Source organism: Streptomyces sp. NPDC006739, from assembly GCF_042869815.1.
GTDB lineage: Bacteria > Actinomycetota > Actinomycetes > Streptomycetales > Streptomycetaceae > Streptomyces.
Genome location: NZ_JBIAGM010000001.1, coordinates 103,808 through 123,817, shown reverse-complemented (window position 1 = coordinate 123,817; position 20,010 = coordinate 103,808). Strand labels below are relative to the sequence as shown.

The 20,010-nt window shown below is 69.4% G+C and carries 16 protein-coding genes and 1 riboswitch; of the genes, 8 read left to right on the top strand and 8 right to left on the bottom strand.

From position 1 onward, the window contains the following. Window positions 1-99 precede the first annotated feature (99 nt). The 3 genes from def (at window position 100) to ACFYMM_RS00545 (ending at window position 3,503) form a co-directional block, all read left to right on the top strand. Window positions 100-750, top strand: a complete 651-nt coding sequence (gene def / locus ACFYMM_RS00555) for a peptide deformylase (RefSeq protein ID WP_388382328.1) — start codon at window positions 100-102, stop codon at window positions 748-750. Between the two features lie 300 nt (window positions 751-1,050). Next, window positions 1,051-2,136 (top strand): epi-isozizaene synthase, encoded by a 1,086-nt coding sequence (gene cyc1, locus ACFYMM_RS00550; RefSeq protein ID WP_388382326.1) that lies wholly within the window; start codon window positions 1,051-1,053, stop codon window positions 2,134-2,136. Then, on the top strand, window positions 2,133-3,503 hold the full coding sequence (locus tag ACFYMM_RS00545; protein WP_388382324.1) for a cytochrome P450: 1,371 nt from the start codon (window positions 2,133-2,135) through the stop codon (window positions 3,501-3,503). The genes cyc1 and ACFYMM_RS00545 overlap by 4 nt, the downstream gene beginning before the upstream one ends. Window positions 3,504-3,582: 79 nt before the next feature. Here the strand turns inward: ACFYMM_RS00545 and ACFYMM_RS00540 are convergent, their stop codons facing one another. The 5 genes from ACFYMM_RS00540 to ACFYMM_RS00520 form a co-directional block, all read right to left on the bottom strand. Next, complete coding sequence (locus ACFYMM_RS00540; RefSeq protein WP_388382322.1) at window positions 3,583-4,593, bottom strand: ribonucleotide-diphosphate reductase subunit beta; 1,011 nt, start codon at window positions 4,591-4,593, stop codon at window positions 3,583-3,585. After that, complete coding sequence (locus ACFYMM_RS00535; protein WP_388382320.1) at window positions 4,593-6,953, bottom strand: ribonucleoside-diphosphate reductase subunit alpha; 2,361 nt, start codon at window positions 6,951-6,953, stop codon at window positions 4,593-4,595. The genes ACFYMM_RS00540 and ACFYMM_RS00535 overlap by 1 nt, the downstream gene beginning before the upstream one ends. Before the next feature lie 145 nt (window positions 6,954-7,098). Further along, a riboswitch (cobalamin riboswitch) is annotated at window positions 7,099-7,188 on the bottom strand. Window positions 7,189-7,398: 210 nt separating this feature from the next. Beyond that, the gene (gene mctP / locus ACFYMM_RS00530; protein ID WP_388382318.1) at window positions 7,399-9,027 is read right to left on the bottom strand and encodes a monocarboxylate uptake permease MctP; all 1,629 of its coding nucleotides are present in this window, start codon (window positions 9,025-9,027) and stop codon (window positions 7,399-7,401) included. Beyond that, window positions 9,024-9,287 carry a DUF3311 domain-containing protein gene (locus ACFYMM_RS00525; RefSeq protein WP_388382316.1) on the bottom strand — a complete coding sequence of 88 codons (264 nt, stop codon included), beginning with the start codon at window positions 9,285-9,287 and terminating at the stop codon, window positions 9,024-9,026. The genes mctP and ACFYMM_RS00525 overlap by 4 nt, the downstream gene beginning before the upstream one ends. Window positions 9,288-9,393: 106 nt before the next feature. After that, window positions 9,394-10,158: a GntR family transcriptional regulator gene (locus ACFYMM_RS00520; RefSeq protein WP_388382314.1), complete on the bottom strand. Its 765-nt coding sequence runs from the start codon at window positions 10,156-10,158 to the stop codon at window positions 9,394-9,396. Between the two features lie 305 nt (window positions 10,159-10,463). On the opposite strand from ACFYMM_RS00520, the gene ACFYMM_RS00515 reads away from it, so the two are divergent. The 4 genes from ACFYMM_RS00515 (at window position 10,464) to ACFYMM_RS00500 (ending at window position 15,150) form a co-directional block, all read left to right on the top strand. Then, entirely contained in the window at window positions 10,464-11,744 is a 1,281-nt protein-coding gene (locus ACFYMM_RS00515) for an extracellular solute-binding protein (protein ID WP_388382312.1), read from the top strand. 89 nt (window positions 11,745-11,833) lie between these two features. Next, complete coding sequence (locus ACFYMM_RS00510; RefSeq protein WP_388382310.1) at window positions 11,834-12,820, top strand: carbohydrate ABC transporter permease; 987 nt, start codon at window positions 11,834-11,836, stop codon at window positions 12,818-12,820. After that, complete coding sequence (locus ACFYMM_RS00505) at window positions 12,817-13,659, top strand: carbohydrate ABC transporter permease (protein ID WP_388382308.1); 843 nt, start codon at window positions 12,817-12,819, stop codon at window positions 13,657-13,659. The genes ACFYMM_RS00510 and ACFYMM_RS00505 overlap by 4 nt, the downstream gene beginning before the upstream one ends. A 9-nt stretch (window positions 13,660-13,668) precedes the next feature. Beyond that, window positions 13,669-15,150, top strand: coding sequence for a glycoside hydrolase family 3 protein (locus tag ACFYMM_RS00500; protein WP_388382306.1), 1,482 nt, complete (start codon window positions 13,669-13,671; stop codon window positions 15,148-15,150). A 327-nt stretch (window positions 15,151-15,477) separates the two neighbouring features. On the opposite strand, the gene nagB is transcribed toward ACFYMM_RS00500, so the two are convergent. Further along, window positions 15,478-16,263, bottom strand: a complete 786-nt coding sequence (nagB, locus tag ACFYMM_RS00495) for a glucosamine-6-phosphate deaminase (RefSeq protein WP_388382304.1) — start codon at window positions 16,261-16,263, stop codon at window positions 15,478-15,480. Window positions 16,264-16,707: 444 nt separating this feature from the next. Here nagB and ACFYMM_RS00490 point away from each other — a divergent pair, with 444 nt between their 5' ends. Next, window positions 16,708-18,174: a sensor histidine kinase gene (locus tag ACFYMM_RS00490; protein WP_388383275.1), complete on the top strand. Its 1,467-nt coding sequence runs from the start codon at window positions 16,708-16,710 to the stop codon at window positions 18,172-18,174. 200 nt (window positions 18,175-18,374) lie between these two features. Here the strand turns inward: ACFYMM_RS00490 and ACFYMM_RS00485 are convergent, their stop codons facing one another. Both ACFYMM_RS00485 and ACFYMM_RS00480 read right to left on the bottom strand, forming a co-directional pair. Then, on the bottom strand, window positions 18,375-18,632 hold the full coding sequence (locus ACFYMM_RS00485; protein WP_006142322.1) for a WhiB family transcriptional regulator: 258 nt from the start codon (window positions 18,630-18,632) through the stop codon (window positions 18,375-18,377). 318 nt (window positions 18,633-18,950) lie between these two features. Further along, complete coding sequence (locus tag ACFYMM_RS00480; RefSeq protein ID WP_388382301.1) at window positions 18,951-19,919, bottom strand: diacylglycerol/lipid kinase family protein; 969 nt, start codon at window positions 19,917-19,919, stop codon at window positions 18,951-18,953. Window positions 19,920-20,010 lie beyond the last annotated feature (91 nt).

Sequence of the window (20,010 nt, the reverse complement as noted above, 5' to 3'; positions counted from 1 at the left end):
CGGAACCCGAGAAAGTCCGCCGGGCCGCCTGCGCTCGTCAGCCCCGTCTAGGCTGTACTGGCAGAAGTTCACATGGTTGCAGGAAGGCATACGTCGGTCATGGCGCAGCAGGACACCGATCAGCAGCACGCGGGCGTGCTCCCCGTGGACGACGAGGGCTTCGTCGTCGACACGGAGGACACCGAGGAGCGCGAGGCCGCCTGGCGCGAGCGCGGCACGTCCCGGCCCATCACGGTGGTCGGCAACCCGGTGCTGCACAAGGAGTGCAAGGACGTCACCGAGTTCGGCGAGGAGCTGCAGCAGCTGGTCGCGGACATGTTCGCCAGCCAGCGCACCGCCGAGGGCGTGGGCCTGGCCGCCAACCAGATCGGTGTGGACCGCAAGGTCTTCGTCTACGACTGCCCGGACGACGAGGGCGTCCGGCACGTCGGCGTGGTCTGCAACCCCAAGCCGGTCGAGCTGCCCGCCGACAGGCGCCGCCTGGACGACAGCAACGAGGGCTGCCTGTCGGTGCCGACCGCCTACGCGCCGCTCGCCCGCCCCGACTACGCAGAGGTCACCGGGCTGGACGAGCGGGGCAACCCGATCAAGGTGCGCGGCACCGGCTACTTCGCACGCTGTTTGCAGCACGAGACCGACCACCTGTACGGCTACCTCTACATCGACCGGCTCTCCAAGCGCGAGCGCAAGGACGCGCTGCGGCAGATGGCCGAGAACGAGCCACGCTACCCCGTGGTCGCCAACGACTGAGCCACGTCAGGGCAGTTGGGGCGCCCGGCCGGGACCACTCCCGGCCGGGCGCCCTTCGTCGTGCTCGGCCCGGTCCTCCTCGCTCAACCGTGCGTCGTACATTCGATCCTTTGTGCGTCTCTAGTGATCCCGAACCAGTCACGCAAGGGGGGATTCTCGGCACCATGGGGTAGTGAGTGAAGCAAATCCGTTCCCAGATCGGTCAGTTGTGGTGCTGAATGGAAGTGCGGGGATACGCAACGGCGCACGCCCGGCACAACGGGAGGGTGTGCGCTTCCGGCGGCTGAGAGGGGTTTGTACGTGCATGCTTTCCCACACAGCACCACATCGATGCCGACGGCGGTCGCTGTTCCGCCCTCACTGGCACTCCCGATGATCGAGGCCGCGTTTCCCCGGCACCTGCACCCGTATTGGCCGCAACTCCAGGAGAAGACACGGCTCTGGCTGCTCGAAAAGCGGCTCATGCCGGCGGACAAGGTGAGGGAATATGCCGACAGCCTTTGCTACACGGACCTCATGGCGGGGTACTACCTGGGTGCCCCCGACGAGGTCATGCAGGCCATAGCGGACTACAGCGCCTGGTTCTTCGTCTGGGACGACCGCCACGACCGTGACATCGTCCACGGCCGGGCGGCCGACTGGAGGAGGCTGAGGAACCGCCTGCACACGGCGCTCGACGCCCCCCGGCACCATCTGCACCACCCGGACCCCCTGGTCGCCGGGTTCGCGGACAGCATGGTGCGGCTCTACTCGTTCCTGCCGCGGACCTGGAACCAGCGGTTCGCCCGGCACTTCCACGCGGTGATCGAGGCGTACGACCGCGAGTTCCGCAACCGCACGGAGGGATATGTCCCGGGCGTGGAGGAATACCTCGCCCTGCGGCGCCTCACCTTCGCCCACTGGATATGGACGGACCTGCTGGAGCCGAGCGCCGGACGGGAACTCCCGGACGCCGTACGCAAACACCCGGCCTATCGCCGTCCGGCGCTGCTGAGCCAGGAATTCGCCGCCTGGTACAACGACCTCTGCTCACTGCCGAAGGAAATCGCAGGAGACGAGGTCCACAACCTCGGAATCAGCCTCATCACCCATGAGGGACTGACGCTCGAAGAATCGGTCGAGGAGGTCCGGCGACGCGTCGAGGAATGCGTCCGAGAATTCCTGCACGCCGAACGGGACGCCCTGCGCTTCGCCGACGACCTCGCCGACGGCACGGTGGAAGGAAAGGAACTCTCCGCCACCGTGCGGACCTGTGTCGGCAATATGCGGAACTGGTTCAGTTCCGTCTACTGGTTCCACCACGAGTCCGGCCGCTACATGGTCGACGGCTGGGACGACCGGTCCACGCCCCCGTACGTCAACAACGAAACGGCAGGTGAGAAATGACCGTCGAATCCGTGCGGCCCGCGCCCCCCGAGGCGCCGGAGCTGCGTGAACCGCCCCTGGCCGGCGGCGGCGTCCCGGTCCTCGGCCACGGCTGGCAACTGGTCCGCGATCCGCTGGCCTTCATGGCCCGGCTGCGCGAGCACGGCGAGGTCGTCCGCCTGCGGCTCGGACCCAAGACGGTGTACGTCCCCACCACCCCGGACCTCACCGGCGCCCTGGCGCTGAGCCCCGACTTCATCATCGCCGGGCCGCTGTGGGAGTCGCTGGAGGGCCTGCTCGGCAAGGAGGGCGTGGCCACCGCCAACGGCCCCCGGCACCGCCGCCAACGGCGCACCATCCAGCCCGCGTTCCGGCTCGACGCGATCCCCGCCTACGGACCCGTCATGGAGGAGGAGGCGCACGCGCTGACCGAACGCTGGAAGGCCGGCGAGACGGTCGACTGCACCTCCGAGTCCTTCCGCGTCGCCGTGCGCATCGCCGCCCGCTGCCTGCTGCGCGGCGACTACATGGACGAGCGCGCCGAGCGGCTGTGCGTCGCGCTCGCCACCGTCTTCCGCGGCATGTACCGGCGGATGGTCGTCCCGCTCGGCCCCCTCTACAACCTGCCCCTGCCGGCCAACCGAAAATTCAACCGGGCGCTGGCCGATTTGCATCTCCTCGTCGACGAGATCGTCGCCGAACGGCGTGCATCCGGTCAAAGGCCGGACGATTTGCTGACGGCATTGCTGGAGGCGAAGGACGACAATGGCGACCCCATCGGGGAACAGGAGATCCACGACCAGGTCGTCGCGATACTCACCCCCGGCAGCGAAACAGTGGCCTCCACGATCATGTGGCTGCTGCAGGTCCTCGCGGAACACCCGGAACACGCCGAGAAGGTGCGCGCGGAGGTTGAATCCGTGACCGGTGGCCGACCCGTCGGATTCACGGATGTCCGGAGTCTCAGGCACACCAACAATGTCGTCGTGGAGGCCATGCGTTTGCGGCCCGCCGTATGGATTTTGACACGGCGAGCGGTGACCGACACCGCGCTCGGCGGCTATCGCATTCCGGCCGGGGCGGACATCGTCTACAGCCCCTACGCCATCCAGCGCGACGCGAACTCCTACGCCGGCCACCTCGACTTCGACCCCGACCGCTGGCTCCCGGAGCGCGTCAAGGACGTGCCGAAGCACGCCATGAGCCCCTTCAGCACGGGCAACCGCAAGTGCCCCAGCGATCACTTCTCGATGGCCCAGCTGACCCTGATCACGGCGGCGATCTCGGCGAAGTACCGCTTCGAACAGGTCAGCGGGTCGAACGACGCGACCCGGGTGGGCATCACGCTCCGCCCGCACCGGCTGCTGCTCAGGCCCGTGCCGTGGTGACGGACGGCGGCTGAGACCCCGGACCGCCGGCGCGCCCAGCGGGCGCGCCGGCAGGCGGGGAACGGGATCCGGAAGGCCCTCAGAAGTCCTCGTCCAGGTCGACGGAGCCCTCCACCGCGACCTGGTACGCCGACGGCCGCCGCTCGAAGAAGTTGGTCAGCTCCTGCACGCCCTGCAGCTCCATGAAGGAGAACGGGTTCTCCGAGCCGTAGACCGGGGCGAACCCGAGCCGCGTCAGACGCTGGTCGGCGACGCATTCCAGGTACTGCCGCATCGAGTCGGTGTTCATGCCCGGCAGACCGTCACCGCACAGGTCGCGGGCGAACTGCAGCTCGGCCTCCACGGCCTCCCGCAGCATGTCCGTCACCTCCTGCTGGAGCTGGTCGTCGAAGAGGTCGGGCTCCTCCTTGCGGACGGTGTCGACGACGTCGAAGGCGAAGCTCATGTGCATCGTCTCGTCCCGGAACACCCAGTTGGTGCCGGTGGCCAGGCCGTGCAGCAGACCCCGGCTGCGGAACCAGTAGACGTACGCGAAGGCGCCGTAGAAGAACAGGCCCTCGATGCAGGCGGCGAAGCAGATGAGGTTGAGCAGGAAGCGGCGCCGGTCGGCCTTCGTCTCCAGACGGTCCAGCTTCTCCACCGAGTCCATCCACGTGAAGCAGAACCCGGCCTTCTCGCGGATCGACGGGATGTTCTCCACCGCGGCGAAGGCTGCGGTGCGGTCCTGCGGGTCGGGCAGGTAGGTGTCCAGGAGGGTCAGGTAGAACTGGACGTGCACGGCCTCCTCGAACAGCTGGCGCGACAGGTACAGACGCGCCTCCGGGGAGTTGATGTGCTTGTACAGCGTCAGCACGAGGTTGTTCGCCACGATCGAGTCGCCCGTCGCGAAGAAGGCGACCAGGCGGCCGATGAGGTGCTGCTCGGCGGGGCTGAGCTTGGCGAGGTCGGCGACGTCCGAGTGGAGGTCGACCTCCTCCACGGTCCAGGTGTTCTTGATGGCGTCCCGGTAGCGCTCGTAGAAGTCCGGGTAGCGCATGGGGCGCAGCGTCAGCTCGAAGCCGGGGTCGAGCAGATTCTGGTTGCTGGGCATTACTGGCAGGCCTCGCAGGACTCGGGGTTTTCCAGGGAGCAGGCGACCGCGTCGGGGTCGGTGGCCTGCTGGACGGGGATGGTGGCCTGTGCCCGGGCCGCGCGGGCGATCCGGGTCGCCGGGCGGGAGCGCAGGTAGTACGTCGTCTTCAGCCCGGACTTCCAGGCGTACGCGTACATCGAGGAGAGCTTGCCGATGGTCGGCGTCTCCAGGAACAGGTTCAGCGACTGGGCCTGGTCCAGGAACGGCGTCCGGGCCGCGGCCATGTCGATGAGCCCGCGCTGCGGGATCTCCCAGGCCGTGCGGTACAGGGCGCGCACGTCCGCCGGGATCCAGGCGAAGTCCTGCACCGAGCCGCCCGACTCGCGCAGCGCCTCACGGGTGCGGGCGTCCCACACGCCCAGCTCCTTGAGGTCGTTGACCAGGTAGGAGTTGACCTGCAGGAACTCGCCGGACAGGGTCTCGCGCTTGAACAGGTTGGACACCTGCGGCTCGATGCACTCGTAGACGCCGGCGATGGAGGCGATCGTCGCGGTGGGGGCGATGGCCAGCAGCAGCGAGTTGCGCAGACCGGTCGTCGCGATCCGCTCGCGCAGCGCCGCCCAGCGCTCGGGCCAGGCGAACTCGACGCCGTAGTGGTCGGGGTGCAGTACTCCCCGAGCGGTGCGGGTCTTCTCCCAGGCCGGCAGCGGGCCGTTGCGCTCGGCCAGGTCGGCGGAGGCCTCGTACGCGGCGAGCATGACGCGTTCCGCGATCCGGGTGGAGAGCGCCTTGGCCTCGGGGGAGTCGAAGGGCAGGCGCAGCTTGAAGAAGACGTCCTGCAGGCCCATGGCGCCGAGGCCGACCGGCCGCCACTTGGCGTTCGACCTGCCCGCCTGCTCGGTGGGGTAGAAGTTGATGTCGACCACACGGTCGAGGAAGGTGACGGCCGTGCGGACCGTCTCGTCGAGGCGTTCCCAGTCCAGGTCGCCGTCGTCGACGAACGCCCCCAGGTTCACCGATCCCAGGTTGCAGACCGCCGTCTCCCCGTCGTCGGTGACCTCCAGGATCTCCGTGCACAGGTTGGAGGAGTGGACCACGTGGCCCGGCTCCGCCGTCTGGTTGGCGGTGCGGTTGGCGGCGTCCTTGAAGGTCATCCAGCCGTTGCCGGTCTGCGCGAGGGTGCGCATCATACGGCCGTACAGCTCCCGGGCCGGCATGGTCTTCCTGGCCAGGCCCGCCGCCTCGGCCGCGCGGTAGGCGGCGTCGAACTCCCCGCCCCACAGGTCGACCAGCTCCGGCACGTCGGCCGGGGAGAACAGGGACCAGACGCCGTCCGCGTCGACCCGGCGCATGAACTCGTCCGGGATCCAGTGCGCGAGGTTCAGGTTGTGCGTACGGCGGGCGTCCTCACCGGTGTTGTCGCGCAGTTCCAGGAACTCCTCGATGTCGGAGTGCCAGGTCTCCAGGTAGACCGCCGCGGCGCCCTTGCGCCGGCCGCCCTGGTTCACGGCGGCGACCGAGGCGTCCAGGGTCTTCAGGAACGGGACGATGCCGTTGGAGTGGCCGTTGGTGCCCCGGATCAGCGAACCCCGGCCGCGGATGCGGGAGTACGACAGCCCGATGCCGCCGGCGTGCTTGGAGAGCCGTGCGACCTGGTGGTAGCGGTCGTAGATGGAGTCCAGCTGGTCCAGCGGGGAGTCGAGCAGGTAGCACGACGACATCTGGGGGTGCCGGGTGCCGGAGTTGAAGAGGGTGGGGGAGGAGGGCAGGTAGTCGAGGCGGCTCATGAGGCGGTAGAGGGCGGCGACCTCGTCCACGGACCGCGTGCTGTCGTCCTCGGCGAGGCCGGCGGCCACGCGCAGCATGAAGTGCTGGGGCGTCTCGACGACCTTGCGGGTGATCGGGTGCCTGAGCAGATAGCGGCTGTGCAGGGTGCGCAGGCCGAAGTAGCCGAAGCGGTCGTCGGCGCCGGTGTCGACCAGCGCGTCGAGGCGCTCGCCGTGCAGGCGCGCGAACTCGGCGGTGCGGTCGGCGATGAGCCCCTCGCGGTGCCCCACGGCGATGGACTCGGTGAAGCGGGTGACGCCCTGGGAGGCGGCCTCGGCGCGGATGGTGAGGGTGAGCAGGCGGGCGGCCAGCCGGGAGTAGGCGGGGTCGTCGGAGATGAGGCCGGCGGCCGCCTCCGTGGCCAGCTCGCGCAACTCCGGCTCGTCGGCCCGGGCGGACCGGCCGCGCAGCGCGGCGGCGGCGACCCGGCCGGGGTCGGCGTCCGGGAGGTCGGCGGTCAGCTCGGTCAGGGTCCGCAGCAGCGCGGCACCGGGACCGTCGTCGGCCACAGAGGCGGTCGCTGAAGCCGGATCGGCTGGCGCGATGGTCACGTGGGGCTCTCCCTCGCTCGGCAGGGGGCCTGGCGGAGGGCAGGGGGCAGCACACGAGCGCACGCGGCGTCGCGTCCACCGGCCCATTCCACGAGGCCCGGACGTCAGGACACCCGGACGGGGTCGGCCGGGTGCGCGGTCGGCAGGTCCTCGGACTGAACAGGCGTGCGCATACCGGGAGGTACGCACGCGAGTACACCGTTGCGGGTCAGTTCCGGATTCGCACCGGATTCCCCTGCGGCGACAGCGAGCATGAGCATACATCTTGTGCCGGGCTGCGGTGCCACCCCCAGATGTTGTGTCGTGGTGGTGTCGGAGCGTCAACTCGTAGGTGAGGAGAGTGAGGTCCCTGCCGGGCCGGGCGGGTACGACGACGGGCCGCCGGATCTCTCCGACGGCCCGCCGGCAGCCGTACCTACGACAGCCGTACCTATGACAGCCCTACCTAGTGGGACGCCCCGGCGGTGGCCGGCGGCAGTTCCACCTGTACCCCGGGGTCGCCCGCGTCGGCCGTGTAGTCCTCCGGGCTCGTCTCGTCGATGCCCTCGGGGGCCTTCACCGCCTTCAGGACGAAGGTGAGGACCACCGTCACGACGACGTTCAGCACGAACGCCGTCAGGCCGATGTAGCCGATCTCGCCGATGCCCGGGATCTCCTTCGACGAGCCGCCGAAGTGCTTCTGGGTCGGCGAGGCCACCCCGTACGCGGCGAACGTGCCGTAGACCATGCCGACCGCCCAGCCCGCGAGCAGCGCCCAGCGGTGGAACCAGCGGGTGAACAGGCCGCCGACCAGCGCCGGGAAGGTCTGCAGGATCCAGATGCCGCCCAGCAGCTGGAAGTTGATCGCCACCGTCTTGTCCATGGTCAGGACGAAGGCCAGCGCGCCCACCTTCACCAGCAGCGAGACCAGCTTGGAGACCCGGGTCTCCTGTTCCGGCGTGGCGTCCGGCCTGATGAAGTCCTTGTAGATGTTGCGGGTGAACAGGTTCGCGGCCGCGATGGACATGATGGCCGCAGGGACGAGCGCGCCGATGCCGATCGCCGCGAAGGCCACGCCCGCGAACCAGGACGGGAACATGTCCGCGAAGAGCTGCGGGATGGCCAGCTGGCCGTTGGTGACCTTCACGCCCGCGGCGATCGCCATGAAGCCCAGCAGCGCGAGCAGGCCCAGCATCAGGGAGTACAGCGGCAGGATCGTGGTGTTGCGGCGGATCACCTCACGGCTCTTCGAGGACAGCGTCGCGGTGATCGAGTGCGGGTACATGAACAGGGCGAGCGCGGAGCCGAGCGCCAGCGTGGCGTACGTCCACTGGCCCGCCACCGGCGGGGCCAGCGCGCCGCGTGGCTTGCCCGTCGCCGGGTTGACCTGGCTGAACGCGTGGCCGGCCTTCGCGAAGACGTCGTCGAACCCGCCGAGCTTGACCGGGATGTAGATGATCGCCACCAGGATGACGAGGTAGATCAGCCCGTCCTTCACGAACGCGATCAGCGCGGGCGCGCGCAGCCCCGACGAGTAGGTGTACGCGGCCAGCACCCCGAAGGCGATCAGCAGCGGCAGGTCCTTGACGAACCAGTTGGTGTTGTCGCCGCCGCCGACGCCCATCACGTCCAGGACCGCCTGGATGCCGACCAGTTGCAGGGCGATGTACGGCATCGTGGCGAGGATGCCGGTCAGCGCCACCGCCAGCGACAGCCCCTTGGAGCCGAAGCGGCCGCGCACGAAGTCCGAGGTCGTGACGTAGCCGTGCCGGTGCGACACCGACCACAGACGGGGCAGGAACGTGAAGATCAGCGGGTACACGAGGATGGTGTACGGCACGGCGAAGAAGCCGGCCGCGCCCGCCGCGTAGACGGCCGCCGGTACGGCGACGAACGTGTACGCCGTGTACAGGTCACCGCCGAGCAGGAACCAGGTGACCCAGGTACCGAACGACCGTCCGCCCAGGCCCCATTCGTCGAGACTGGCCTCGTTGTCCGCCCTGCGCCAGCGCGCGGCCAGGAAGCCCATGACCGTGACGGCCAGGAAGAAGAAGATGAAGACGCCGAGCGCGACGCCGTTGACGCCGTTCTTCACTTCGACACACCGCCCTTCTGGGGGGCGCGGCCGCGCTGGTCACGCCGCCACAGTTGGTACGCGGTCATGGTGAGCGCGGTCGACAGCGGCACCCACAGCATCTGGTACCAGTAGAAGAACGGGATACCGATGAACGTGGGACCGGTCCTGGCGTACGAGCCGACCCACAGCATCGCCACGAACGGCGCGACGAGACACAGGCCGATGACCACCCGGACCGGCGTCACGACCGGTGGCCTCACTTCAGGTGTTTCCGACATGCCACGGCTCCGTCCCCTCGCTGATCACCTGTGTAATGCGCAGGCAATCTAGGTGACCGGGTCACGGCAGTGGAAGACCTCGCCCGCATATCGGTATGCCGATCCGCTACTCCGCCGGGCGTTTGAGGCGGGCCACGAACTTGTAGCGGTCCCCGCGGTACACCGACCGCACCCACTCCACCGGCCGGCCCTCCCGGTCGAGGGAGTGCCGGGAGAGCAGCAGCATGGGCAGGCCCACGTCGGTGCCGAGCAGGCCCGCCTCGCGCGGGGTGGCCAGCGAGGTCTCGATGGTCTCCTCGGCCTCCGCGAGGTGGACGTCGTAGACCTCGGCCAGCGCGGTGTAGAGGGAGGTGTACTTCACCAGCGAGCGGCGCAGGGCCGGGAAGCGCTTGGCGCTCAGATGGGTGGTCTCGATGGCCATGGGTTCGCCGTTGGCCATGCGCAGCCGTTCGATGCGCAGCACGCGTCCGCCGGCCGTGATGTCGAGCCGCTCGGCGAGCCGGTCGTCGGCGGTGATGTAGCCGATGTCCAGCAGCTGCGAGGTCGGCTCCAGGCCCTGGGCGCGCATGTCCTCGGTGTACGAGGTCAGTTGCAGCGCCTGGGAGACCTTGGGCTTGGCGACGAAGGTGCCCTTGCCCTGGATGCGTTCGAGCCGGCCCTCGACGACCAGTTCCTGCAGGGCCTGGCGAACGGTGGTGCGCGAGGTGTCGAACTCGGCGGCCAGCGTGCGCTCCGGCGGCACCGGGGTGCCCGGGGCCTGCGTCTCCGTCATCTCCAGCAGGTGCTTCTTGAGGCGGTAGTACTTGGGCACGCGTGCGGTACGGACACTCGCCCCGGCCTCGTTCTCCGCACTGCTGACGTCGGTGCTCATGCTCCGCCTTCCCGGCTCCCGATGCGGGTCACTCGATGATTCCTTCTGTATACCGTCGCCACCTGTTTTGGTCTAGTCCATAGGTTCAAGTGGTCTAGCGGACGAGACTACTCCGGCGGCGCTGATTTCGCTGGCTTCTTACTTAAAGGTTCCTGCATATGTAGGTCGCATAACGGCTGGTCAGAGGCCATTCGAGCACTCTTGACAGGCTCCCTGGTCTGGTTCAAGCTTCCGGCACTGGTCTACACCATTGGTTCAGGTCCCGGCATGGGGCGGGGAGGTGTGGGCAACCTGAGGAGGGTGGCGTGAAGCGCAAGCTGGCAGCCGCGATCGGTATCGCGGGCATGGTGGTCTCCATCGCTGCGTGCGGGGGCAACGACAAGGGTTCTTCGGGGGGCGGCGCCGACGCCAAGGAGCTGACCGTCTGGCTCACCGTCGATGCCCAGAACAACTGGCCGGACCTGGTGAAGGCGGCCGACGCCGCCGTCCAGAAGAAGCACCCCGGCATCAAGATCAACCACGAGTACTACGGCTGGCCGGACAAGAACACCAAGCTGGACGCCGTCCTCGCCACCGACAAGGCCCCCGACGTGGTCGAGATGGGCAACACCGAGATGCTCGGCTACATGGTCAAGGGAGCCTTCGCCCCCGTCGATCCCGCCCAGTTCACCAACTCCTCGGCCTGGCTCGACGGCCTCAAGGCCTCGGTGACCTACGACGGCAAGACCTACGGCGTGCCGTACTACGCCGGCGGCCGCGTCGCCAACTGGCGCAAGGACGTGGCGGCTTCGGTCGGCGTCAAGACGCCCCCCAGGACCTATGCCGAGCTGACCGCCGCCCTGGACAAGATCCAGAAGAAGGAGGGCGACAAGTTCAGTGCCTGGTACCAGCCCACCCGTGACTGGTACGCGGCCATGTCGTTCGTCTACGACGCCGGCGGCTCCATCGCCAAGCAGGAGGGCGGCCAGTGGAAGGCCAACCTCTCCTCGCCCGAGTCGATCAAGGGCCTGACCGAGTTCAAGGACATCGTCGACAAGTACATGCACGGCGACAAGACCAAGGACGAGTCGGACCGTTACATCGTCTACGGCCAGGGCAAGTCCGCCATGATCTTCGGCGCCGCCTGGGAGGGCGCGACCGCCGCCGACCCGAAGAACGACAAGACCGGCAAGCTGAAGGACAACCTCGAGAACTTCGTGATGCCCGGCCCCTCCGGCAAGAACATGCCGGTCTTCCTGGGCGGTTCCGACCTCGCCGTCCCGGTCAAGTCCAAGGCGCAGGCGCTCGCCGCCGAGTGGATCAACGCCTTCACCGGTCCGTCCGGGCAGAAGGGGCTGATCGCCAAGGGCAACCTGCCCAACAACAAGACCGACCTCGCCACTCTGAAGAACGACCCGGCGACCGCCGTGCCGGCCACCGCCGCCGAGTCCAACTGGTTCGTCCCGATGGCCCCCGGCTGGGGCCAGGTCGAGAAGGCCCAGGTCCTGCAGACCATGCTGCAGAACATCGGCACCGGCAAGCAGTCGGTCCAGGCCGCCGCGAAGGACGCGGACGCCGCGATCGACAAGGTCATCAACACCAAGTGACCTGAGAGCGGGGTCCCGCCGGCCCAGGGGGGTCCCGGCGGCGGGGCCCTGCTTCTCGTACCACCCGAGGGACCGCTGAGGAGCGCGCGATGAGTGCCGCAGACACGACCACCCCCGCCAAGGTGCCGCCGGTGCGGCCCGCACCCCCACCCCGGGCCACCCTGAGAAAGCCACCGGGCCGGCGTACGTCCTCTTCCGCCACCCCCTGGCTGCTGCTGGCCCCCTGCCTGCTGGTGCTCCTGCTGGTCATGGGCTATCCGCTGGTCCGTCTGGTCACGCTGTCCTTCCAGAAGTTCGGGCAGTCCCAGCTGTGGGGCTTCCAGCCGGCCGAGTCGGTCGGCTTCGGCAACTTCTCCCAGGTGCTCGGCGACAGCGAGTTCTGGCAGGTCACTCTGCGCACGGTGCTCTTCGCGGCCGGCGCGGTGATCTTCACGATGGTCGCCGGCATGCTGATCGCCCTGCTGCTCCAGCGGGTCTCCGGCTGGGTGAAGACCCTGGTCAACATCGCGCTGGTGGCCAGCTGGGGCATGCCGGTCGTGGTCGCCACCACCCTCTTCAAATGGCTCTTCGACGCCGACTACGGCATCCTCAACGCCCTGCTGAGCAAGCTGCCCGGCGTCGACCTGATCGGCCACAACTGGTTCGCCAGCGGCCCGCAGGGCCTGACGGTGATCATGCTGCTGGTGGTCTGGGGAGCGGTCCCCTTCGTGGTCATCACCCTCAGTGCCGGTCTCACCCAGGTCCCCCAGGAGCTGGAGGAGGCGGCCCGGCTGGACGGGGCGGGCTCCTGGAGCGTCTTCCGGTACGTCACCCTGCCCATCCTCAAGCCGGTCCTGGTGATGCTCACGACCCTGTCGGTCATCTGGGACATGGGCGTCTTCCCGCAGGTCTTCGTCATGCGCGGCGGCCACCCGGAGCCCGAGTTCCAGCTGCTGACCACCTACTCCTACGACCGCGCGTTCGTGGTCAACGACTACGGCCAGGGCTCGGCGATCGCCCTCATCACCGTCGTACTGCTGCTCGGTGTGGTCGCCGTCTACATGCGCCAGATGCTGAAGATCGGAGAGGTCGAATGACCACGCTCGCTCCCGCGCGGCGCCGCTCGTCGCGGCTCGGCTGGAACCTCCTCGGCCTCCTCGTCTTCGTCACCGTCGGCTTCCCCGTCTACTGGATGCTCGACACGGCGATCAAGCCCGCCAAGGACGCCATCGACCCGGACCCGAGCCTGCTGCCCACCGGCCTGACCCTGTCCAACTTCCGCCGGGCGCTGGACATCGCCGACTTCTGGGGGCCGGTCGGCCGCAGCCTGATCGTGTCGCTGTCGGTCGTGGCGATCGGCGTCGTCGTCGGCATGCTGGCCGCGCTCGCCATCTCCCGGTTCGCCTTCCGCGGCCGCAAGATCGTGATCGTGGGCATCCTGGCGGTCCAGATGGTCCCGCTGGTCTCCATGATCATTCCGGTCTTCCTGCTGCTGAACGACCTGAACCAGTACGACAAGCTCTCCGGGCTGATCATCACCTATCTGACCTTCATCCTCCCCTTCACGGTGTGGACGCTGCGCGGCTTCATCGTCAACATCCCCCGGGAGCTGGAGGAGGCCGCGATGGTCGACGGCTGCTCCCGCACGGGCGCCTTCGTCCGCGTCGTCTTCCCCCTGCTCGCCCCCGGCATGGTCGCCACCTCGGTGTACGCCTTCATCCAGGCGTGGAACGAGTACCTGTACGCCCTGATGCTGCTGAGCCAGGAGCACCAGACCGCGACCGTGTGGCTCGGCAACTTCACCACCAAGCACGGCACCGAGTACGCCCCGATGATGGCCGGATCCACCATGATGGCCGTGCCGATCGTCGTCCTCTTCCTCCTCGTCCAGCGCAAGATGGCCGCGGGACTGACCGCGGGCGCCGTGAAGGGATAACGCCACCCGATGACGACCATCGCCAGCGGCACGGACACACTGACGCGCGACGCGCTCACCGTCCTCCAGCCCGGCTTTCCGGGCACCACGGCCCCCGACTGGCTGCTGCGCCGGCTCGGCGAGGGGCTGGCCTCCGTCGGCCTCTTCGGCCGCAACATCGCCTCTCCCGAGCAACTGTCGGCCCTGACCGCCCAGTTGCGCGCAGAGCGGGACGACGTCCTCGTGGCGATCGACGAGGAGGGCGGTGACGTGACCCGCCTGGAGGTGCGCACCGGCTCCTCCTTCCCCGGCAACCACGCCCTCGGCGCGGTGGACGACGTGGAACTGACCAGGGAGGTGGCCGCCGAACTGGGCCGCCGCCTCGCGGCCTGCGGGGTGAACCTGAACTGGGCCCCCTCGGCCGACGTGAACTCGAACCCGGCGAACCCCGTGATCGGCGTGCGCTCCTTCGGCGCCGACCCCGATCTGGTGGCCCGGCACACCGCGGCCTACGTCACCGGCCTGCAGTCCGCCGCGGTGGCGGCCTGTACGAAGCACTTCCCGGGCCACGGTGACACGGCGGTCGACTCCCACCACGCGCTCCCGCGCATCGACGTGCCGGCCGAAGTGCTGTCGGAGCGCGAACTGGCGCCCTTCCGCGCGGCCATCGCCGCCGGCACCCGCGCCGTGATGAGCGCCCACATCCTGGTCCCGGCCCTGGACCCGGACCGCCCGGCGACGCTCTCGCCCGGCGCGTTGACGAAGCTGCTGCGCGGCGAACTCGGCTACGACGGCCTCATCGTCACCGACGGCATGGAGATGCAGGCCATCGCGGGCACGTACGGCATCGAGCGGGGCAGCGTCCTCGCGATCGCCGCCGGCGCCGACGCCATCTGCGTGGGCGGCGGCCTCGCCGACGACGAGACGGTACGGCGCCTGCGGGACGCCCTGGTCACGGCGGTGCGCTCCGGTGAACTGCCCGAGGAACGGCTCGCGGACGCGGCCCACCGGGTACGCCGGCTGGCCGGCTGGACCAGCACCGCGGCCACCGCCGAGACCGCACCCGACCCCGAGGTGGGCCTGCGCGCGGCCCGGCGCGCCCTGCGGGTGACGGGGGGAGCGTCCTTCACCCCGCTCGCCGAGGCGCCGTACGTCGCCGCGTTCACGCCGGTCGCGAACATCGCCGTCGGCGACGAGACGCCGTGGGGCGTGGCCGCGGAACTCTCCCGGCTCCTGCCCGGGACGGAGACCGGCGGCTTCGCCGGGGAGCGGGCCGGGCAGGAGGCGCTGGCCGCGGCGGGGGAGCGCCGCATCGTCGCCGTGGTCCGCGACGAGCACCGCCATCCCTGGATGACGGCGGCCCTCGACACCCTGCTCACGGCCCGCCCCGACACGGTCGTGGTCGAGATGGGCGTCCCCCGGGCCCCCGCCCGGGGTGCCCTGCACCTGGCCACCCACGGCGCGGCCCGAGTGTGCGGCCGCGCGGCGGCCGAGGTGATCGCGCGGGGGTAGGGGGTGCCGCGCGGAAAGGCGCCGGTCGCTCTTCGGCGAGCGGCCGGCCCTTCGCCGCCCGGTCCCGGCCCGGCCGTGAAGCAGGGGCTCCGGGACGAGGAAGGCGCCGGCCCCTGTTCCGGGGTGACCGGCGCCTCGCTGCTCGGGCGCCGGCCCGGTCGCATGCGGTGGCGGTGGTGCTGGAGACGGGTGTCCGGCCGACGCTTCACCGCCCGCTCGCCGGCTCGGTGGCGGTGGAGGCGGGCGTGCGTTCGTCCCGGGACGGCGGAGGTGCCGGACACCCGTTCCGGGTGGCCGGCACCTCGCTGCTGGGGGTGGGGGCGGGGGTCAGATGCCCTGCCAGTCCGGCTTGCTGGCGTAGGTGTACCGGAAGTAGTCCGCCAGCTTCAGCTTGGACGCGGCGGGCTCGTCGACGACGACCGTGGCGTGCGGGTGCAGTTGCAGCGCCGAGGCCGGGCACACGGCCGCGACCGGTCCCTCCACCGTCGCGGCGACCGCGTCCGCCTTGCCCTCGCCCGTCGCGAGCAGCACCAGGTGCCGGGCCTCCAGGATCGTGCCGATGCCCTGGGTGATGACATGGTGCGGCACCCGCGTGATGTCGCCGTCGAAGAACCGGGCGTTGTCGATCCGGGTCTGCTCGGTCAGGGTCTTGATCCGGGTGCGCGAGGCGAGCGAGGAGCACGGCTCGTTGAACCCGATGTGCCCGTCGGTCCCTATGCCCAGCAACTGCAGGTCCACCCCGCCGGCCTCGGTGAGCGCGCGGTCGTAGGCCCGGCAGGCCGCCGGTACGTCCTCGGCCGTGCCGTCCGGCCCCATGAACGCCTCCATCCCGAGTCCGAGCGGCTCCAGCACCTCCCGCCGCAGCACCGACCGGTAGGACTCGGGATGCTCGGCCGGCAGCCCCACGTATTCGTCGAGCTGCGCGATCCGCGCCCGGGAGGCGTCCACGGCACCGGCGCGCACCTTGGCCGTCAGCGCCTGGTAGACGGGCAGTGGGGTCGAGCCGGTGGCCACGCCGAGCAGCGCGTCGGGCCTGCGCCGCAGCAGCCGGGCCATGGCCTCGGCGATCAGCTCGCCGCCCGCGTCGGCGTCCGGAACGATGACAACTTCCACGCTGGGCCTGCCGTTCTGAAGAGGGCCGGGGAGGCTGGAGGGGGAGAGGAACAGAGCAAGATATGTGGTTTAGACCAATCTAGCATCCAGGCCGGAAATTGCCATGACCATCTGGCCCCGTACATGGCCCGGGCGGGCTAGGCTTCGAAGCGCCAAGTTGCTGCAACTTCGCACGCATGGACACAACTCGTGGTCCAGTCCACAATGCGTACGAACACAGTCCTCCGTCTTCCCCGCACAGGAAGGCGGACCGAGGAACCGGTGCTCTCTGCCCTGACTGCCCCGGCTCCTCGACCTTCGGCCGACTGGGACCGCACACCCCACGGCCGATTCTGCTCCGGGCTGCGGTGCCGGGAGGGTTGAGGGTCCCTCCCAGGCGCCGCGGCCCGCGGGTGTTTTTCAGCCACCCACAGCCGCCCGGGTACGCTCGCACATGTGCCCTCCATGAACGAACTCGTCCGCCAGCACACCGCCCTCGGGGACTCCGACCTCGAGTGGCTCCACCTGCTGGTCTCGGAGTGGCAGCTGCTCTCCGACCTCTCCTTCGCCGACCTGGTCCTGTGGGTCCCCACCCGCGACGGCACCCGGTACGTCTCGGTCGCCCAGATGCGTCCGAACACCGGCCCCACCTCCTACCAGGACGACATGGTCGGCCACCTCGTCCCGCGCGGCCGGCGCCCCATGCTGGACGCGGCGCTGGACGAGGGCCGGATCGTGCGCGAGGGCGACCCGGAGTGGCGCGAAGAGGTCCCCGTACGGGTCGAGTCGATCCCCGTACGACGTGAGGGCCGCGTCCTCGGCGTCATCGCCCGCAACACCAACCTGCTGACCGTGCGCACCCCGAGCCGCCTGGAGCTGACGTACCTCCAGAGCGCCTCCGACCTGGCGCAGATGATCGCGGCCGGTTCCTTCCCCTTCCCGGACCAGCAGGTCGACATGGACGCCTCGCCGCGCGTCGGCGACGGCCTGATCCGGCTGGACGCCGACGGCACCGTCCAGTACGCCTCCCCGAACGCCCTGTCCGCCTACCACCGCCTCGGTCTCGCCGCCGACCTGGTCGGCCACCACCTGGGCCGGACCACCGCCGAACTCGCCCCGACCCGGGGGCCGGTCGACGAGGCGCTGGCCAAGGTCGCCAGCGGGTGGGCGCCGCGCGAGTTCGAGATCGAGTCCGGCGACGGAGTGATCCAGTTCCGGGCGATCCCGCTCAAGCCCAAGGGCACCCGCATCGGCTCGCTGGTGCTGCTGCGGGACGTCACGGAACTGCGGCGCCGCGAACGCGAGTTGATCACCAAGGACGCGACCATCCGGGAGATCCACCACCGGGTGAAGAACAACCTCCAGACGGTCGCCGCCCTGTTGCGGCTGCAGGCCCGCCGTATCGAGTCCGACCGTGGCCGGGAGGCGCTGGAGGAGGCCGTCCGGAGGGTCGGCTCGATCGCCATCGTGCACGAGACGCTGTCCCAGAACCTGGACGAGCGGGTGGAGTTCGACGAGATCGCCGACCGCGTGCTCGCGATGGTCGCCGAGATCTCGCCGGGCAAGGTCACCGGCCGGCGCAGCGGACGCTTCGGCATACTCGACGCCGAGGTCGCCACCCCGCTGTCCATGGTGCTCACCGAGATCCTGCAGAACGCCCTCGAACACGGCTTCCGCGAGGGCGACACCGGCACCGTCGAGGTCTCGGCGGTGCGCGGCGGCACCGCCAAGGAGGCCCGGCTGCTGGTCACCGTCCAGGACGACGGTGTGGGCCTGCCCCCCGGCTTCGACCCGCACCGCTCGGGCAACCTCGGTCTGCAGATCGTGCGGACACTGGTGGAGGGCGAGTTGGGCGGCACCTTCGACATGGTCCCTGCACCCGGCCGGGGGACCCGGGTGATCCTGGACGTTCCGGTGCGGGCGCAGAAGTAGCCCTGATCCGGAGGCAGGGAGCCCCGGAAGGCGAAGAGCACGAGAAAGCAAAGAGCCCCGGACCTGAAGTGGTCCGGGGCTAGTCGCTCGTTGCTGCTTTGCTAAGCGCATCGGGGTACTGCGCGCTGCGGCTCGGGGGCGGGAGATGTGTACGTGCTGTACACGCCGCCAAGCTCAGGCTGTTCGCAGGGGTGGGAGTGTCAGGCGGATGCCTGACGGGCCCGGTTGCGGGCGGCGCGGCGCTTCATGGCGCGGCGCTCGTCCTCGCTGAGACCACCCCAGACGCCGGAGTCCTGGCCGGACTCGAGCGCCCACTGCAGACACTGATCCATAACGGGGCAGCGACGGCAGACGGCCTTGGCTTCCTCGATCTGCAGCAGCGCAGGACCGGTGTTGCCGATGGGGAAGAAGAGCTCGGGGTCTTCCTCGCGGCAAACGGCGTTGTGACGCCAGTCCATGGCTGCTACCTCTCCTTGGTATTACGTGCAAGTTGCTTGTGAATGTGAACGCTTTCACGAATCCCTCAACAAGTGAAGGGCCGACCACCGAGTCTCCCCGGCGTGGTCCTTGTGTGAAGAGGGGTTCTGGTGATCAGTGGAGGCTGGTGTTGCGGGCCGTCCCGATCGCCACGTAGAGACTCGCAAACCTCAGCGGCGGATACAACCCCTTCCGGAAAGTTTTTTTTGATTCCTCGGTGTCGACTGGGTCACAGCCGTACTTCCATGGGGTGGATCCTGGCCTAAACGTTCGAGTGAAAGGACTTTAGCCCGTTCCGCTCACACAATCACACGCAGTGCGCGGCGTACGCCTGTGAACGTCACGCTGGTACGCAGTCCGAGGTGGTCGCCGTCCATCTGGAGGGGCAGTGGGACCTTCGAATGCAAGGTGAACCGGTCCAGGTCGTGCAGGGACACCGCGTGCTTCCCCTGGGGTCCCCGCTCGGGGGACGAAGTGAGCAACTGCGTGCCATACCGGGCAGCGGTGACCGTCGACAGGCGGCTGAGACCGAGCACGTCGATGCCTTTATCGAACGAGGCCTTAGGTGACGTGTACATCGGGCGATTGCCGAGATAGGTCCAGGGCGACGTGTTCGAGATTATGGCGATGACGAGATCGGTGACCGGGTCCGCGTCCGGACGCTCCAGTGTGATCGGGCCGTGCCGGCGGTGCCGCTCGCCCAGGAACTGCCGGACCACCTGACGGACGTACAGCGCGTGGGTCGACTTCTTGCCGAGTTCACGCTGCTGCTCGACCCGGCCGACCACCCCGGCGTCGAAGCCGAGCCCCGCGTTGAAGGTGAACCAGCGGGCCGGGACCGCTTCGTCCTCCGTGCCCGGCGTGCCCGCGGTCAGGCCGAGGCCGACGACGCGCTCGCTGCCCTCGCGCAGGGCGTCCAGCAGGGCGCCGGTGGCCTCGACCGGGTCGTTGGGCAGGCCCAGGGCGCGGGCGAAGACGTTCGTGGAGCCACCGGGGACCACCGCGAGACCGGGCAGCCGTTCCGGGTCGGGCCCGGCGTGCAGCAGGCCGTTGACGACCTCGTTGACGGTGCCGTCGCCACCGAGGGCCACCACCAGGTCGATGTCGTCGCTCTCCGCCGCCTGCCGGCCCAGGTCGCGGGCGTGACCGCGGTACTCGGTGGTGACCGCCTCCAGCTTCATCTCGCTCGCCAGCGCGTGGATCAGGACATCGCGCCCACGTGCGCTTGTGGTGGTTGCCGCCGGATTGACCACGAGAAGTGCACGCATGGATTGCAGCGTACCTACTGGGTGGTACTCGTCCTACACCGAGTTAGGGATCCGGTAAGAGAGGGGGGCGTGAGCCCCGACACTCGGGGCC

Excerpts from the sequence above, each read along its gene's own strand:
- def (WP_388382328.1), top strand. The coding sequence starts at position 100 with ATGGCGCAGCAGGACACCGATCAGCAGCACGCGGGCGTGCTCCCCGTG.
- ACFYMM_RS00545 (WP_388382324.1), top strand. The coding sequence starts at position 2,133 with ATGACCGTCGAATCCGTGCGGCCCGCGCCCCCCGAGGCGCCGGAGCTG.
- ACFYMM_RS00540 (WP_388382322.1), bottom strand. The coding sequence starts at position 4,593 with ATGCCCAGCAACCAGAATCTGCTCGACCCCGGCTTCGAGCTGACGCTG.
- ACFYMM_RS00525 (WP_388382316.1), bottom strand. The coding sequence starts at position 9,287 with ATGTCGGAAACACCTGAAGTGAGGCCACCGGTCGTGACGCCGGTCCGG.
- ACFYMM_RS00520 (WP_388382314.1), bottom strand. The coding sequence starts at position 10,158 with ATGAGCACCGACGTCAGCAGTGCGGAGAACGAGGCCGGGGCGAGTGTC.
- ACFYMM_RS00510 (WP_388382310.1), top strand. The coding sequence starts at position 11,834 with ATGAGTGCCGCAGACACGACCACCCCCGCCAAGGTGCCGCCGGTGCGG.
- ACFYMM_RS00505 (WP_388382308.1), top strand. The coding sequence starts at position 12,817 with ATGACCACGCTCGCTCCCGCGCGGCGCCGCTCGTCGCGGCTCGGCTGG.
- ACFYMM_RS00500 (WP_388382306.1), top strand. The coding sequence starts at position 13,669 with ATGACGACCATCGCCAGCGGCACGGACACACTGACGCGCGACGCGCTC.
- ACFYMM_RS00490 (WP_388383275.1), top strand. The coding sequence starts at position 16,708 with ATGAACGAACTCGTCCGCCAGCACACCGCCCTCGGGGACTCCGACCTC.
- ACFYMM_RS00485 (WP_006142322.1), bottom strand. The coding sequence starts at position 18,632 with ATGGACTGGCGTCACAACGCCGTTTGCCGCGAGGAAGACCCCGAGCTC.
- ACFYMM_RS00480 (WP_388382301.1), bottom strand. The coding sequence starts at position 19,919 with ATGCGTGCACTTCTCGTGGTCAATCCGGCGGCAACCACCACAAGCGCA.